Annotated in this window: 10 protein-coding genes; 6 read left to right on the top strand and 4 right to left on the bottom strand. The window is 50.3% G+C overall.

Features of this window, described 5'->3' with window-relative positions; all coding sequences use genetic code 11:
- Positions 1–294 precede the first annotated feature (294 nt).
- Entirely contained in the window at positions 295–2,952 is a 2,658-nt protein-coding gene (rcsD, locus tag GBAG_RS05615; RefSeq protein WP_072011144.1) for a phosphotransferase RcsD, read from the top strand.
- A gap of 16 nt (positions 2,953–2,968) precedes the next feature.
- Positions 2,969–3,619, top strand: coding sequence for a response regulator transcription factor RcsB (rcsB, locus tag GBAG_RS05610; RefSeq protein WP_034494092.1), 651 nt, complete (start codon positions 2,969–2,971; stop codon positions 3,617–3,619).
- Positions 3,620–3,770: 151 nt separating this feature from the next.
- On the opposite strand, the gene rcsC is transcribed toward rcsB, so the two are convergent.
- The 3 genes from rcsC to gyrA form a co-directional block, all read right to left on the bottom strand.
- Positions 3,771–6,623, bottom strand: coding sequence for a two-component system sensor histidine kinase RcsC (rcsC, locus tag GBAG_RS05605; protein ID WP_034494091.1), 2,853 nt, complete (start codon positions 6,621–6,623; stop codon positions 3,771–3,773).
- A 112-nt stretch (positions 6,624–6,735) separates the two neighbouring features.
- The gene (locus tag GBAG_RS05600; protein ID WP_034494089.1) at positions 6,736–7,122 is read right to left on the bottom strand and encodes an ASCH domain-containing protein; all 387 of its coding nucleotides are present in this window, start codon (positions 7,120–7,122) and stop codon (positions 6,736–6,738) included.
- Between the two features lie 121 nt (positions 7,123–7,243).
- Positions 7,244–9,892 carry a DNA topoisomerase (ATP-hydrolyzing) subunit A gene (gyrA, locus tag GBAG_RS05595; protein ID WP_034494088.1) on the bottom strand — a complete coding sequence of 883 codons (2,649 nt, stop codon included), beginning with the start codon at positions 9,890–9,892 and terminating at the stop codon, positions 7,244–7,246.
- Positions 9,893–10,041: 149 nt separating this feature from the next.
- Here gyrA and ubiG point away from each other — a divergent pair, with 149 nt between their 5' ends.
- The 4 genes from ubiG to yfaE all read left to right on the top strand — a co-directional run bounded on the left by ubiG (position 10,042) and on the right by yfaE (position 14,848).
- Positions 10,042–10,761 carry a bifunctional 2-polyprenyl-6-hydroxyphenol methylase/3-demethylubiquinol 3-O-methyltransferase UbiG gene (ubiG, locus tag GBAG_RS05590; RefSeq protein WP_034494086.1) on the top strand — a complete coding sequence of 240 codons (720 nt, stop codon included), beginning with the start codon at positions 10,042–10,044 and terminating at the stop codon, positions 10,759–10,761.
- A 353-nt stretch (positions 10,762–11,114) separates the two neighbouring features.
- Positions 11,115–13,400, top strand: a complete 2,286-nt coding sequence (gene nrdA / locus GBAG_RS05585; protein WP_034494085.1) for a class 1a ribonucleoside-diphosphate reductase subunit alpha — start codon at positions 11,115–11,117, stop codon at positions 13,398–13,400.
- Positions 13,401–13,459: 59 nt separating this feature from the next.
- Positions 13,460–14,590 (top strand): class Ia ribonucleoside-diphosphate reductase subunit beta, encoded by a 1,131-nt coding sequence (gene nrdB, locus GBAG_RS05580; protein ID WP_034494083.1) that lies wholly within the window; start codon positions 13,460–13,462, stop codon positions 14,588–14,590.
- A 3-nt stretch (positions 14,591–14,593) separates the two neighbouring features.
- Positions 14,594–14,848 carry a class I ribonucleotide reductase maintenance protein YfaE gene (gene yfaE / locus GBAG_RS05575; RefSeq protein WP_034494081.1) on the top strand — a complete coding sequence of 85 codons (255 nt, stop codon included), beginning with the start codon at positions 14,594–14,596 and terminating at the stop codon, positions 14,846–14,848.
- A 71-nt stretch (positions 14,849–14,919) separates the two neighbouring features.
- Here the strand turns inward: yfaE and glpT are convergent, their stop codons facing one another.
- Positions 14,920–16,278 (bottom strand): glycerol-3-phosphate transporter, encoded by a 1,359-nt coding sequence (gene glpT / locus GBAG_RS05570; RefSeq protein ID WP_034494079.1) that lies wholly within the window; start codon positions 16,276–16,278, stop codon positions 14,920–14,922.
- Positions 16,279–16,415: the final 137 nt, after the last annotated feature.

Here is a 16,415-nt window from a genome sequence, read left to right as displayed (position 1 = left end):
AATATTTGTACAGATGAAATCATTTTGTACAAAAACACCCCATCTCAATCGTACAAAATACGATCCGTTTGCCGTTCCCATTCTGGCTAATTTTCAGTAACCTGGAAATGTACCCATTTGGAATTATACTCGTTGGGTTTCAAAGAGAGTCGATGACGCCAGTGCCTGATAAAGGTATTCTTAGCGCTGGTTTTTTGGTGACAGTTCTACCGCCTGTCAGGCTTATGTCTGCGGGTAGAACAGAACAGTGGTTTTTATTAAAGTGGCGAATGCTCGCCGGGTTGCGCGCTAACAATGAGTCAGTCAGACAGTATGATCCCTAATAAATTTTCGCTTATCCCCGGCAATATCACGCGCTTCTTTCTGCTATTGATCGTGATATTGCTCATTGCCATGGGCGTCATGGTGCAAAGTGCCGTCAATACCTGGCTGAAAGATAAGAGCTATCAAATTGTAGATATCACGCATGCGCTGCATAAACGCATCGATACCTACCGTTACGCCACCTGGCAAATCTATGACAACATTGCCGTGTCGACATCTCCGGCAAGTGAAGGCCTGCAAGAAACGCGTCTGCGCCAGGACGTTTATTATTTAGAGAAACCTCGCCGCAAAACCGAAGCCCTGATTTTTGGCTCCCACGACAGCTCCACCCTGGACATGACCCAACGTATTTCGACCTATCTCGATACGCTGTGGGGTGCCGAAAATAGCCCGTGGTCGATGTATTATTTAAACGGCCAGGACAACAGCATGATCCTGGTTTCCACCCTGCCGCTTAAAGATCTCTCATCCGGCCTGAAGGAAAGTGGCGTAGGCTCAATTGTCGATTCACGTCGCGCTGAGATGTTGCAACAAGCAAACGCGCTTGATGAACGTGAGAGTTTTTCTTCATTACGCCATCTGGCCTGGCAAAACGGCCACTACTTCACCCTGCGCACGACCTTTAACCAGCCGGGGCATCTGGCAACCGTCGTCGCGTTTGATTTGCCGATTAACGATTTAATTCCGCCAACGATGCCACTGGATAGTTTCCGTCTGGAAAATAATGATGCCCAACTTCCGGCCAAGAGTGCCGATAAAGAGGGACCAGATAGCATCACCATTAACTTTAACGGCGCGAAAATCGAAATTGCTTCACCGCTTGCCACTACCGATTTGCGTTTGGTATGGCAGGTTCCGCTTGGCACGTTGTTGATGGACACCTTGCAAAATATTTTGCTGCCACTGCTGCTTAATATCGGCCTGCTGGCACTCGCACTGTTTGGCTTTACGACTTTCCGCCAACAGGCTGCGCGCCCGGTTGAAACCCAAAGCGGCAATGGCGAGTTACAAATCCTGCGAGCCTTAAATGAAGAGATTGTCGCGCAACTGCCACTTGGCCTGCTGGTGCATGATCTGGACTCTAATCGTACGGTCATCAGCAATAAAATTGCCGACCATCTGCTGCCGCACCTGAATCTGCAAAACATTATTGCGATGGCCGATCAGCATCAGGGTGTGATTCAGGCCACGATCAATAACGAACTGTATGAAATCCGGCAGTTCCGTAGTCAAATTGCTCCGCGCACGCAGATTTTTGTGATTCGCGATCAGGACCGCGAAATTCTGGTGAATAAAAAGCTTAAACAAGCGCAACGTTTATATGAGAAAAATCAGCAAGGACGCATCGCGTTCATGCGCAATATCGGAGAGGCGTTACAGCTTCCGATGAAAAGCATTGCCGAGCACGCCAGCGCGTTAAACACTCCAGAGGCGCGTGTCGTCGCTAATGAAGCGCAAAGTATTGCGCGTCTGGTGGATGAAATTCAGTTGCTGAATATGCTCGAAACCGACGCATGGAAAACCAATGCAACAAAGTTTGCCATCCAACCTTTGATTGATAAAGTCGCGCTGGAAATGCTGCCGATTATCAAACGCAAAGGCTTGCAGCTGCTGATAAATAATCACCTGGCAACCGATGAAGAGCGCCATGGCGACCGCGAAGCGTTGCGCAAAGCCTTACAATTACTGCTCAATTACTCGGTGACGACGACGCAGATTGGTAAAATCACCCTGGACATCACCGAAGAAGAATCCGGTCCTGACCGTTTGTTGTTCCGTATTCTGGACACCGGCGAAGGCATTAGTCACGGCGAAGTCGATAATCTCCACTTCCCTTTCCTTAACGAAACCAGCGAGGATCGTTACGGGCAAGCCAACGGTTTAACGTTCTATTTGTGCAACCAGCTGTCACGCAAATTAGGCGGGCATCTGAATATTAAAACCCGTGAGGGGATTGGTACGCGCTATAACCTGCACATCAAAATGACGGCAGAGCCGCAGCACGAAGAACAGGAAGAGAAATTGCTCGATGATGTCGTGGCGATGATTGATATCACCTCGAACGAAGTGCGAAATATCGTCACTCGTCTGCTGGAGAATTGGGGAGCACAATGCATCACCCCTGATGAAAGACTGGCAAGTCAAGAGTTTGATATCTTCCTGACAGATAATCCGTCTAATCTTACATCTTCTGGTTTGCTTTTAAGCGATGATGAGAACGGAATGCGGAAAATAGGGCCAGGCCAATTCCGCGTTAATTTTAATATCAGCAATGCCATGCAGGATGCGGTGCTACAACTGATAGAGGAGCAACTGGCGCAAGAAGGTGCATCCGAATCCCCGTTAGGTGGTGACGAAAATGCGCAACTTCATGCCAGCGGCTATTACGCGCTGTTTGTTGACACAGTACCGGAAGATGTTAGGAGATTGTATACTGAATCTGCGGCGCACGATTTCGCAGCGTTAGCGCAGACAGCTCACCGCTTAAAGGGGGTGTTTGCAATGCTCAATCTGGTACCCGGCAAGCAGTTATGTGAAACGTTAGAGCATCACATTCGTGAAAGTGATGCTACCAACATACAAAAATATACCAGCGATATTGACGCTTACGTCAAGAGTTTGCTGTAGCAAGGTAGCCTATTACATGAACAGTATGAACGTAATTATTGCCGACGACCATCCGATTGTCCTGTTCGGCATTCGTAAATCTCTCGAGCAGATCGAGTGGGTGAATGTTGTCGGTGAATTTGAAGACTCCACAGCGCTTATCAATAATCTGCCAAAACTTGATGCTCATGTTTTGATAACCGATCTCTCAATGCCTGGCGACAAATACGGCGATGGCATTACGCTTATCAAATACATTAAGCGCCATTTCCCAAATATCTCCATCATCGTTCTGACGATGAATAACAACCCGGCGATTTTAAGTGCAGTATTAGAACTTGATATCGAAGGAATTGTATTGAAGCAAGGCGCGCCAACCGACTTACCAAAAGCCCTGGCCGCATTGCAGAAAGGCAAAAAATTCACCCCGGAAAGCGTTTCACGTCTGCTGGAAAAAATCAGCGCGGGCGGTTACGGCGACAAACGTTTGTCTCCAAAAGAGAGCGAAGTATTGCGCCTGTTCGCGGAAGGTTTCCTGGTGACTGAAATTGCCCGCAAACTGAACCGCAGCATTAAGACCATCAGCAGCCAGAAGAAATCAGCGATGATGAAACTGGGTGTGGAAAATGACATTGCGTTGCTGAACTATCTTTCGTCAGTGAGCCTGTCCCCGGCTGACAAAGAATAATTTCTACCCGTCATACTTCACGTTGCAGCTGTGTTGGCTGCACTCACTCACCCCAGTCACTTACTTTAGTAAGCTCCTGGGGATGAGTTCTCTTGCCGCCTGGCTGTAACTCGAATTATTCGGACATAAACCCTAATCCTGCTTTGCAGAACTACAACTCCCTACTGCTGCGCACCCTTGCGGCATAGAGATCGACAGTCTTTTTAAGAATATCCAGCGTCACCGGTTTCGACAGGCAACTATCCATTCCTGATTCAATACAACGCTGCTTCTCTTCAGCCAGCGCATTCGCCGTGACCCCCACAACAGGCAGCGTTAAACCTAACTGTCGAATACGTTGCGTCAGACGGTATCCATCCATGTTCGGCATGTTGACGTCGCTCAGCACGATATCAATATGATTTTTACTCAGCACATTGAGTGCGTCCACGCCGTCATTCGCCGTTTTGCATTGATACCCGAGAGATCCCAACTGATCGGCCAGCAAACGTCGGTTGATAGGATGATCGTCAACCACCAGGATCATCATGTCATCGTTTCGTTCATTGTTGCCAGTGAGCGCCGGGAGTTCCACATCCGTACCCGGTAACGTCACGGTAACGCTGTAAATACGGCCCAACAGCAGCAATAAATCATGCGGGGCGGCAAGGCTGTGCAACCAGCAACCCGGTGACATCTCAATTGGAATACCGATATGACGACGACAGAAAATAATCGCGGCACGCCCTTCCCACTCGTTTTCCAGCTCATCGTCAGTAATCAAAATATCGTCGCTGCCGGGCATTTCACCCTGATACTGCCGAACGTCGATATGGTTTTTGGCAAGCATCGATTCCAGATACTGGCTCAGTGACGCGTTGCGCACCGCCAGCCAGCAGCGCTTGCTCAGCAAGCCTTCTACCTCAGATTGCCCGGCATAATTGGCACTGTATAAAGGGATGCGAATCGTAAACTGGCTGCCCATGCCTACTTCGGTATCAACCGAAATATCGCCATCCATCATGCTGATTAGCTTCTCACAGATGGCCAGCCCCAGCCCGGTGCCCTGGAAGTTATGCTGCACGCCAGTGCCCACCTGGAAGAACGGGTCGAACAGGCGCGTGACCTCTTTTGCAGGAATGCCCACGCCCGTGTCACGCACTCGCAACGAGAGATAATCCCCTTCCACGCTGACATGCAAAACAATGCAGCCCACGTCGGTAAATTTAATGGCGTTGCTCAGCAAGTTGGAAATCACCTGCTGCAAACGCATCGGGTCGCCTTGCAGTGTCAGCGGCACATCGGGCTCGATGAAACAGTACAGGCCGAGCTGTTTGCGCACCACCAGCGGTAAATAGTTGGCGGTGATGTGGCTCATGACTTCACGCGGAGAGAACTCACGCGGCTCGATTTTGAGCTGTTCAGATTCAATTTTTGAGAAGTCGAGAATATCGCTGATAATTTTCAGCAGCAGACTGGAAGAGTTATTCATCGCCGTCACCAGGCGATCAACGCCTTTCGGCAACTCTTTGGTTTGCAATAAATCCAGGTTGCCGATAATGCCGTACAGCGGCGTACGCAGTTCATGGCTGACGGTGGCAAGGAACATGGATTTTGACTGGCTCGCCTGCTCTGAGGCCTGCGCCATTTCCTGGAGTGACTCTTCCATTTTCACACGCGCACTCACATCCACCAGCACGCAAATCGCCACGTTTTCATTACGATAGCGCGAATGGACAAAGCTTATCTGCAAGTTGGTATGGCTGCTGGTCAGCACATCAACAAAATTAACCTGCTGCCCGCAAATGATTTGCGTCAGCCGTTGCCGGTCTTCGTGAGTCAGCATGTTGAGATAATTGTGCGCCAGTTCGTTGCTCAGAATATTTGTGCCGTCCTGAGTACGCAGAATACAAATCCCTACCGGGGCCGAAGCCACAATTTTACGGTTGAACTGTTCGTGTTCTTCCAGACGCTGGGCATCGTTTTCCGCCGGGATAAATATCCGTTTCTCGTACATCCGCGCCAGCGTAAACAGCACGACGCCCACCAGGATATTCAACAGTACCGAGTTGAGGATCAGCATCCGAATCCGCTCCAGCACCATATCCACCGGGACGGAGTACACCACGCTCATTGACGATGGCGGCAAGTTTTTCTTGAGAATGAATTGTTTGAAACCTGAGGTGTAACCAAACCACGAACGTTCCTGCACCCATTTACCTTCAGGCTCGATACGTGTTTCCGGCCCGGTCAGTGAAATCAACGGTCGGCTATTTTCATCCAGAATGGTCACGCCAATGGGCATAGAACCCGGTGACAGGAAATTTTCCATGCGGATGGTTTGTTCAACACCCAGCAGCGCCTGCAAGCGGTTAGCAAGATACACCGGCGTCAGCGTATAAAAGTAACCAACACCCGGACGCGACCCCTGCCCAATCCAGTAAATACTGTTGCTGCGCTCATCTTGCGGGGCATTACGATATTTCATGATACGTTCGTGCAACGTTTTCAGCGCTTTTTCGCGCTCAAGCGGCATTTCACGCAGGCCGAAATCGGCCATGCACAGATTATCACCGCCAATCAAAAAGACGCGGTTGAGATCGTAAGCTGCAGAAAAATTATCGCGCCAGTAGCGCAAGAACCACGCCAGCGATTGCAACGAAGAACGCCAGGAGGCACTGACGGCGGAGCAGTCAGAGTCGGGGAATAACGGCATGAAATTCGGCGGATCAACTTTGTTGTCATCATTTTCCACGACCGGCAACACGCCATTCGACGCAGTCAGGCGATTCTCGGCGATGTACTTGAGTTCTTTCACCACATCAGAGGTGCGTTGAATGTAACGCTGCGCCTGATCGAAGCTGATATTAAATTCCTGACGAATTTCTGACTCTTTTTCGTGTAATGCATTAACGATGTAGAACACCGAAAAGAGCGCAATCAGCAGCCAGAGCAATAAAGCCAGCGCCCGAAACATGTAGCGGGAGACTTTGAGTGTGGTACGAAAGGAGACAAGATATTTCAAATTGAGCCTGGTCGTGGAAATAACAAAACTTTAGATGCCGTTAAGGTAGTCGCAAAAATGGTAGCCCGCAACGGCAAACAGCGTGGATGACACTGACCACAAAGGATTACTGTCAGAACTTCTCGATAACCTTGAAATGCATCAGCACCAGGGTCATATCCGGTGAGAATAAGTCATATTCTTCAAAAAAGCGTTTATGCTCTTTACGCCAGTAAGCCAGCGATTTATCGCCTTCGCCTTCAGCCAGAGCATGAGCTTCATTGACCTGCTCATAAGTGGTCATCTCAACGGTCGTCAGTTCAATCGCACAAACCGGCTCATTCTTGCCATCTACCACCACGAAGATATCACCAGGTTGGGCAATACCCTCGCCATCCAGGTTAGAACAGGTGGCCGTTTTCACGCCATCCAGCACCAGCCTGGCAAGTTCATCCGCCTGCTTTTCGGTATCACCGAATGCCCAACGTTCTATGTCTTCATACTTTTCAGGAATAGCCATTGCTTCACCTTATTAATTGAGCCATCAATTCATTAGAATAATACATGGTATTAAAATACAAAACGCCCGATGCAAAGAATGCATCAGGCGTTTTAAGTCACATCAAACGACAAATTTCGGATTATTCGTCCGCGTCGTCGGAGGCTTCATCATCAACAGCTTCATCAGTGTCTGCTTCTGGTGCGATTTCATCATCACCTTCCGCAACTGAGCCGTCGATAGCATCCAGCTCTTCTTCGTCTACCGGTTCTGCAACACGTTGCAGGCCCACTACGTGTTCATCGTCCGCGGTACGGATGAGGATAACGCCTTGGGTGTTACGGCCAACGACACTCACTTCAGAAACGCGAGTACGAACCAGAGTACCGGCATCGGTGATCATCATAATCTGGTCGGTATCTTCCACCTGCACCGCCCCCACAACGCTGCCGTTGCGCTCGGTCACTTTGATGGAGATAACGCCCTGAGTCGCACGCGACTTGGTCGGATATTCTTCAGCCGCAGTACGCTTACCGTAACCATTCTGCGTCACGGTCAGGATTGAACCTTCACCGCGCGGAATAATCAGGGAAACGACTTTGTCTTCGCCCGCCAGTTTAATACCGCGAACACCTGTTGCAGTACGGCCCATAGTACGAACGGCGTCTTCTTTGAAGCGCACCACTTTACCCGCAGCCGAGAACAACATGGCTTCGTTGCTACCGTCGGTCAAATCAACACCAATCAGCTCGTCACCCTCGTTGAGGTTAACGGCAATGATGCCTGCTGAACGTGGACGGCTGAAGTCGGTCAACGCAGTTTTCTTCACGGTGCCGCTTGCGGTCGCCATGAATACGTTAATGCCTTCGGCATACTCACGAACCGGCAGAATCGCGGTGATACGTTCGTTTGCTTCCAGTGGCAGCAGGTTAACAATTGGACGGCCACGCGCACCACGGCTCGCTTCCGGCAACTGATAAACCTTCATCCAGTACAGACGACCACGGCTGGAGAACAGCAGAATGGTATCGTGGGTATTGGCAACCAACAGGCGGTCGATGAAGTCTTCTTCTTTAATACGTGCTGCGGATTTACCTTTACCACCACGACGTTGTGCTTCGTAGTCGGTCAGCGGCTGATATTTCACATAGCCCTGATGGGACAGCGTCACAACCACATCTTCGCGGTTGATCAAATCTTCAATGTTGATATCAGAGGTATTCGCAGTGATCTCTGTACGACGCTTGTCGCCAAACTGATCGCGCATCGCAACCAGCTCTTCAGTGATCACTTCCATCAGACGTTCAGCGCTGCCCAGAATGTGCAGCAACTCAGCGATCTGCTCCAGCAGCTCTTTGTATTCGTCGAGCAGTTTTTCGTGCTCAAGGCCAGTCAGTTTCTGCAAACGCAGATCCAGAATCGCCTGTGCTTGTTGCTCGGTCAGGAAATATTGACCATCACGAATACCGAACTCTGGTTCCAGCCATTCAGGGCGCGCAGCGTCATCGCCTGCACGTTCCAGCATCGCGGAAACATTGCCCAGATCCCATGAACGGGCGATCAGACCTGCTTTCGCTTCTGCCGCATTTGGAGAATGACGGATCAGTTCGATGATTGGGTCGATGTTCGCCAGAGCGATCGCCAGACCTTCAAGGATGTGCGCACGATCGCGTGCTTTACGCAGTTCGAAAATAGTACGACGCGTAACAACTTCACGACGGTGACGCACGAACGCAGAAAGAATGTCTTTCAGGTTCATGATCTTCGGTTGGCCCTGGTGCAGCGCAACCATGTTGATCCCGAAGGAAGTCTGAAGCTGAGTCTGAGAATAAAGATTATTCAGAACCACTTCGCCCACTGCATCGCGTTTGATTTCGATGACAATGCGCATGCCGTCTTTATCAGACTCGTCACGCAGAGCGCTAATGCCCTCAACGCGTTTGTCTTTCACCAGTTCAGCGATTTTCTCAATCAGGCGTGCTTTGTTAACCTGATATGGAATTTCATGAACGATGATGGTTTCGCGACCGGTTTTAGCATCAGCTTCTACTTCTGCGCGAGCGCGGATGTAAATCTTGCCACGGCCAGTACGGTACGCTTCTTCAATGCCACGACGGCCATTGATGATTGCAGCTGTTGGGAAGTCCGGGCCTGGGATGTGTTCCATCAGCCCTTCAACGGTAATGTCTTCGTCTTCAATAAACGCGAGGCAACCGTTGATCACTTCCGTAATGTTATGAGGCGGGATGTTAGTTGCCATACCGACTGCGATACCGGATGAACCGTTTACCAGCAGGTTAGGTATTTTTGTTGGCATAACATCAGGAATTCGCTCGGTGCCGTCGTAGTTATCGACGAAGTCTACCGTGTCTTTTTCGAGATCGGCCATCAGCTCGTGAGCGATTTTCGACATACGGATTTCCGTATAACGCATCGCCGCGGCGGAGTCACCATCTACAGAGCCGAAGTTACCCTGGCCATCTACCAGCATGTAACGCAATGAGAATGGCTGCGCCATACGCACGATAGTGTCATAAACAGCGGTATCACCATGAGGGTGATACTTACCGATTACGTCACCAACAACACGGGCGGATTTTTTGTACGCTTTATTCCAGTCATTGCCCAATACGTTCATGGCGTAAAGTACGCGACGGTGTACCGGCTTGAGTCCATCGCGGACATCTGGCAGTGCGCGGCCGACAATAACCGACATCGCGTAATCCAGATATGAGCTCTTAAGCTCTTCCTCAATGTTGACCGGTGTAATTTCTCTGGCAAGGTCGCTCATGTATCCGCTATCCCTCTACTGTGTCCCGGATTCAAAGGTCGCAAATTATAACACAATCGCCCGACTGTGGGGAAACCAGAAGAACTACACATCTACCCTAAATAATTCGTATACTTCCGCCACGAAACAAGCAAGGAGTAAGCAGCCCCATGAATGCCGAAAACCAACCGGTAATCCAGAACGTCGACCATGATGAAATCGCTAAATTCGAAGCCGTTGCCTCACGCTGGTGGGATTTAGAAGGCGAATTTAAACCGCTTCACCGTATTAATCCGCTGCGTTTGGGATATATCAGCCAGCGTGCGGGTGGGTTATTCGGTAAAACGGTGCTTGATGTTGGCTGCGGCGGCGGAATTCTGGCAGAAAGCATGGCGCGCGAAGGGGCGAATGTGACTGGCCTGGATATGGGATTCGAACCGTTACAAGTGGCTAAACTTCATGCCCTGGAAAGCGGTATTCAGGTGGATTACGTTCAGGAAACTGTTGAACAGCACGCCGAAAAATTTGCTGGAAAGTACGACGTTGTGACCTGCATGGAAATGCTGGAACATGTGCCCGATCCGAAATCGGTCGTTGCGGCCTGTGCAAAACTCGTCAAACCAGGTGGCCATGTCTTTTTCTCGACCCTCAACCGTAATGGCAAATCCTGGCTGATGGCGGTCGTTGGCGCGGAATACATTCTACGCATGGTGCCAAAAGGCACGCATGATATTAAAAAGTTTATCAAACCTGCGGAATTACTGTCCTGGGTTGATGAGACTCAACTGCGCGAACGTCACATGACCGGGTTACATTACAACCCGCTGACCAACACCTTCAAACTCGCGCCAGGTGTTGATGTTAACTACATGCTGCATACCGAAGCATAAACCTGCTTTCTCATAGGTGAATCTTATGGTTTTTGCGCAACATCAAGTTGCGCAATTATCCATTAAGTTTAAGAAATCAGCACTCGATCAAAAATATCATTTTTTTGCATCCCATTGACAATTGTCACAGGCCTTATGTGACGTGGACTTAGCGAAATTCTGCTTGTCACAACCTTAAATTCATCTCGAAATCAATACTTGTTCTCAGCCGATTAGTTACTAGAATACTCACCATATAGTGATCAAGTAATCCATAACCCCCTACATATAGTATTTATCCACAAGGTTAGCCACAAGTCGCTAACTGTGGATAACCGGGGTATTTTTCATTTCACGGACAGGTACACACTCACATGAATCAGAGTCTGCTGGTTACAAAACGTGACGGTCGCACTGAGCGCATCGATCTGGATAAAATCCACCGAGTTCTGGATTGGGCCGCCGAAGGCTTAAACAACGTATCCGTATCGCAAGTTGAACTGCGCTCACACATTCAGTTTTATGACGGCATCAAAACTTCTGATATTCATGAAACCATTATCAAAGCCGCTGCCGATTTAATCTCTCGTGAAGCACCTGATTACCAGTATCTGGCTGCACGCCTGGCGGTTTTCCATCTGCGTAAAAAAGCTTACGGTGAGTTTGAGCCGCCAAAACTGTACAGCCATGTTGTGAAAATGGTTGAGATGGGCAAATACGATAGACATCTGCTGGAAGACTACACGGAAGAAGAGTTCAAGCAGATGGACGATTACCTCGACCACGATCGCGACATGAGCTTCTCATACGCCGCGGTGAAACAGCTTGAAGGTAAATACCTGGTTCAAAACCGTGTCACCGGTGAAATCTACGAGAGCGCCCAGTTCCTCTACATTCTGGTTGCAGCGTGCCTGTTCTCTGGTTATCCGCGTGAAACGCGTCTGAGCTATGTGAAGCGTTTTTACGATGCGGTTTCCCTGTTCAAAATCTCTCTGCCGACGCCAATTATGTCTGGCGTGCGTACCCCAACTCGCCAGTTCAGCTCTTGTGTCCTGATCGAGTGCGGCGACAGCCTGGATTCCATCAACGCCACTTCCAGCGCGATTGTGAAATACGTTTCCCAACGTGCAGGCATCGGTATCAACGCCGGTCGTATCCGTGCGCTGGGTAGCCCGATTCGCGGCGGTGAAGCGTTCCACACCGGCTGTATCCCGTTCTACAAACACTTCCAGACCGCAGTGAAATCCTGCTCTCAGGGCGGCGTGCGTGGCGGTGCTGCGACACTGTTCTACCCAATGTGGCATCTGGAAGTTGAAAGCCTGCTGGTACTGAAAAACAACCGTGGTGTTGAAGGCAACCGCGTGCGCCATATGGATTACGGCGTGCAAATCAACAAACTGATGTACACCCGTTTGTTGAAAGGCGAAGACATCACCCTGTTCAGCCCGTCTGACGTCCCAGGCCTGTACGACGCATTCTTTGCCGACCAGGAAAAATTCGAGCAGCTGTACACCAAATACGAGAAAGACAACAGCATCCGCAAACAGCGCGTGAAAGCCGTTGAGCTGTTCTCGCTGATGATGCAAGAACGTGCGTCAACGGGTCGTATCTATATTCAGAACGTTGACCACTGCAACACCCACAGCCCGTTTGATCCGGCTATCGCGCCAGTTCGCCAGTCTAACCTGTGCCTGGAAATCGCGCTGCCGACCAAACCAATGAATGACATCAACGACGAAGACGGTGAAATTGCACTGTGTACGCTGTCGGCATTCAACCTTGGTGCAATCGAAAGCCTCGATGAACTCGAAGAGCTGGCGATTCTGGCAGTACGCGCTCTGGATGCGCTGCTTGATTACCAGGATTACCCAATTGTTGCCGCGAAACGTGGTGCGATGGGCCGCCGTACTCTGGGCGTAGGCGTGATTAACTTCGCCTACTACCTGGCGAAAAATGGCGTTCGTTACTCCGACGGTAGCGCCAACAACCTGACGCACAAAACCTTCGAAGCCATTCAGTATTACCTGCTGAAAGCGTCGAACGAACTGGCGAAAGAGCAAGGCCCTTGCTTGTGGTTCAACGAAACCACCTATGCACAAGGCATTCTGCCAATCGACACATATAAGAAAGACCTGGATGTGATCAGCAACGAGCCGCTGCATCTGGATTGGGAAGCACTGCGTGAGTCAATCAAGACCCACGGCCTGCGTAACTCAACGCTTTCTGCATTGATGCCGTCTGAAACCTCATCGCAGATTTCCAACGCGACTAACGGTATCGAGCCACCACGCGGCCATATCAGCATTAAAGCGTCGAAGGACGGTATTCTGCGCCAGGTCGTTCCGGATTATGAAAAACTGAAAGATAATTATGAGCTACTGTGGGACCTGCCAAACAACGACGGCTACCTGCAATTAGTGGGTTTGATGCAGAAATTTATCGACCAGTCGATCTCTGCTAACACCAACTATGACCCATCGCGCTTCCCGTCAGGCAAAGTGCCGATGCAGCAATTGCTCAAAGATTTGCTCACCGCCTACAAATTCGGTGTCAAAACGCTTTACTATCAGAACACCCGAGACGGCGCAGAAGATGCGCAAGACGACCTGGCACCTTCTATCCAGGACGATGGCTGCGAAAGCGGCGCATGTAAAATCTAACTTAAAATCCCCTCACCTTGTTGAGGGGATTTTTTCGACGCATTACAGGATTTGATTTCATGGCATACACCACTTTCTCACAGACGAAAAACGATCAACTCGCTGAGCCAATGTTCTTTGGCCAGCCGGTTAACGTGGCACGCTACGATCAGCAAAAATATGACATCTTCGAAAAGCTGATCGAAAAGCAACTTTCTTTCTTCTGGCGTCCGGAAGAAGTTGACGTTTCACGCGATCGTATCGACTACCAGGCGCTGCCGGATCATGAAAAACACATCTTCATCAGCAACCTGAAGTACCAGACGCTGCTGGACTCCATTCAGGGCCGTAGTCCGAATGTGGCGCTGCTGCCGCTGATTTCCATCCCTGAGCTGGAAACCTGGGTTGAAACGTGGGCGTTTTCCGAAACGATCCACTCGCGTTCTTACACCCATATCATCCGCAACATCGTTAACGATCCGGCGATTGTGTTTGACGATATCGTGACCAACCAGGAAATCTTAAAGCGTGCGAAAGATATCTCCGGTTACTACGATACCTTGATTGAAATGACCAGCTACTGGCATCTGCTGGGTGAAGGCACGCACAACGTCAACGGAAAAACCGTGACCGTGAATCTGCGCGCCCTGAAACGCCAACTTTATCTGTGCCTAATGAGCGTGAACGCGCTGGAAGCAATTCGCTTCTATGTCAGCTTCGCCTGCTCCTTCGCTTTCGCCGAGCGCGAACTGATGGAAGGCAACGCCAAAATCATCAAACTGATTGCCCGTGACGAAGCGCTGCATTTAACCGGGACTCAGCATATGCTGAACCTGATGCGTTCCGGCGAAGACGACCCGGAAATGGCAGAAATCGCCGTGGAATGCCGCCAGGAATGTTACGACCTGTTCGTGTTAGCTGCTGAACAAGAAAAAGAGTGGGCAAGCTATCTGTTCCGCGACGGTTCGATGATCGGCCTGAACAAAGACATTCTTTGCCAGTATGTTGATTACATTACCAACATCCGTATGCAGGCAGTCGGCCTGGATTTGCCATTCAAGACACGTTCAAACCCAATCCCGTGGATCAACGCGTGGTTGGTGTCGGATAACGTGCAGGTAGCACCGCAGGAAGTGGAAGTCAGCTCTTATCTTGTTGGCCAGATTGACTCTAATGTCGATGCTGACGACCTGAGCAATTTCCAGCTTTAAGCCATGACCCGCATTACATTACGCAAATCCGGCGCACAACTGTTATGTGGGGAAGAACACCCTTCCCTGCTGGCGACGCTTGAATCACATCAGGTCACCGTCGAGTATCAGTGTCGGGAAGGTTATTGCGGCTCCTGCCGGACTCGCTTAATTGCGGGTCAGGTTAAGTGGCTTACCGAACCGCTGGCGTTTATCCAGCCCGGTGAAATACTTCCCTGTTGCTGCCAGGCGCATGGCGATATTGAAATCGAGATGTAACGCTTATCCAGCCTACAACCGCTGTTATAGGTCGGATAAGCGCAGCGTCATCCGGCATTCCTTTGACGTTTTTAGCCTTTCTCTTCCCGCGCTTTCATTTCCTGGTGATGTTTATTTTCACCCACCATCACCACCAGCAGCAGAATCACGGCCATAATACTGCCGCCGATCATCACCATAAAGCCGCCATCCCAGCCGAAGAAATCAACGGTATAACCCACAATGGCGCTCGCTGCGACCGACCCACCGAGATAGCCGAACAAGCCAGTGAAGCCCGCAGCCGTTCCCGCTGCTTTTTTCGGTGCCAGTTCCAGCGCATGCAGGCCAATCAGCATCACCGGGCCGTAGATCAGGAAGCCAATCACAATCATACATGCCATATCCACACCCGGATTTCCCGGCGGGTTCAGCCAGTAAACAATGGTCGCAATCGTCACCAGAATCATAAAGAACACACCGGTTGCGCCACGGTTGCCGCGGAACACTTTATCCGACATCCAGCCACACAGCAGCGTCCCTGGGATCCCGGCGTATTCATAAAGGAAATAAGCCCAGGAAGATTTATCCAGCGCGAAGTGCTTCACTTCTTTCAGATACGTTGGCGACCAGTCGAGAATGCCGTAACGCAGCAAGTAGACAAAAACGTTCGCAATGGCGATGTACCACAGCAGGCGGTTAGGGAATACGTACTGCATAAAAATCTGTTTAGCCGTCAGTTCCTCTTCCGTTTTTTCGGTGTAGTCGTCCGGATAATCGTTTTTGTACTCTTCAATGGGCGGCAAGCCGCAGGATTGCGGGGTGTCGCGCATTAATGCAAAAGCAATCAGCGCCACCAGAATCGCCGCAAAGGCTGGCATATAAAGAGCTGCGTGCCAGTCGTTAAACCACGCCATCCCAAGTAAGAACAGCAACGGCGGCAAGCCACCGCCTACGTTATGGGCGCAGTTCCAGACAGAAACAATTCCGCCACGCTCTTTCTTCGACCACCAGTGAACCATGGTGCGCCCGCACGGCGGCCAGCCCATGCCCTGGAACCAACCGCATAAAAACAGCAGCACGAACATCACCGCGATGCTGGATGTCGCCCATGGCACAAACCCCATAAATAGCATCACGGCTGCCGCCAGAATCAAACCGGCAGGTAAGAAAACGCGTGGGTTCGAGCGGTCAGAGACTGACCCCATGATGAATTTTGAAAAGCCGTAGGCGATAGAAATACCGGAAAGCGCGAATCCTAAATCCCCCCGCGAGAAACCTTGCTCAATCAAGTACGGCATCGCCAGCGTGAAGTTTTTACGCACCAGGTAATAGGCGGCGTAACCGAAGAAAATCCCCATAAAAATTTGCCAGCGCAGGCGTTTATAAGTTGGGTCAATGTGCTCGCTCTCACGCCGTGGCTGGTGTGCGGCAGGTTTGAAAATGCTTAGCATAAATGCCTCCGTGGCAGGGTTTATAAGCCATGTTCATTTGCGAGCGCATGTTAAGGATTATCGGGGTGAGTTAGTGTGAAACACCCCACAACATATTACATTTTTATTACAAACTATCGAAAAGGTGCATAACATCA

Source organism: Buttiauxella agrestis ATCC 33320 (assembly GCF_000735355.1).
GTDB classification, from domain to species: Bacteria; Pseudomonadota; Gammaproteobacteria; order Enterobacterales; family Enterobacteriaceae; genus Buttiauxella; species Buttiauxella agrestis.
This window is presented reverse-complemented; position numbering and strand designations above follow the sequence as displayed.

Bases quoted from the DNA above. Each gene is read 5' to 3' on its own strand.
- yfaE (WP_034494081.1), top strand. From the start codon at position 14,594: ATGACCCGCATTACATTACGCAAATCCGGCGCACAACTGTTATGTGGG.
- ubiG (WP_034494086.1), top strand. From the start codon at position 10,042: ATGAATGCCGAAAACCAACCGGTAATCCAGAACGTCGACCATGATGAA.
- rcsB (WP_034494092.1), top strand. From the start codon at position 2,969: ATGAACAGTATGAACGTAATTATTGCCGACGACCATCCGATTGTCCTG.
- rcsD (WP_072011144.1), top strand. From the start codon at position 295: ATGAGTCAGTCAGACAGTATGATCCCTAATAAATTTTCGCTTATCCCC.
- GBAG_RS05600 (WP_034494089.1), bottom strand. From the start codon at position 7,122: ATGGCTATTCCTGAAAAGTATGAAGACATAGAACGTTGGGCATTCGGT.
- gyrA (WP_034494088.1), bottom strand. From the start codon at position 9,892: ATGAGCGACCTTGCCAGAGAAATTACACCGGTCAACATTGAGGAAGAG.
- nrdA (WP_034494085.1), top strand. From the start codon at position 11,115: ATGAATCAGAGTCTGCTGGTTACAAAACGTGACGGTCGCACTGAGCGC.
- nrdB (WP_034494083.1), top strand. From the start codon at position 13,460: ATGGCATACACCACTTTCTCACAGACGAAAAACGATCAACTCGCTGAG.
- glpT (WP_034494079.1), bottom strand. From the start codon at position 16,278: ATGCTAAGCATTTTCAAACCTGCCGCACACCAGCCACGGCGTGAGAGC.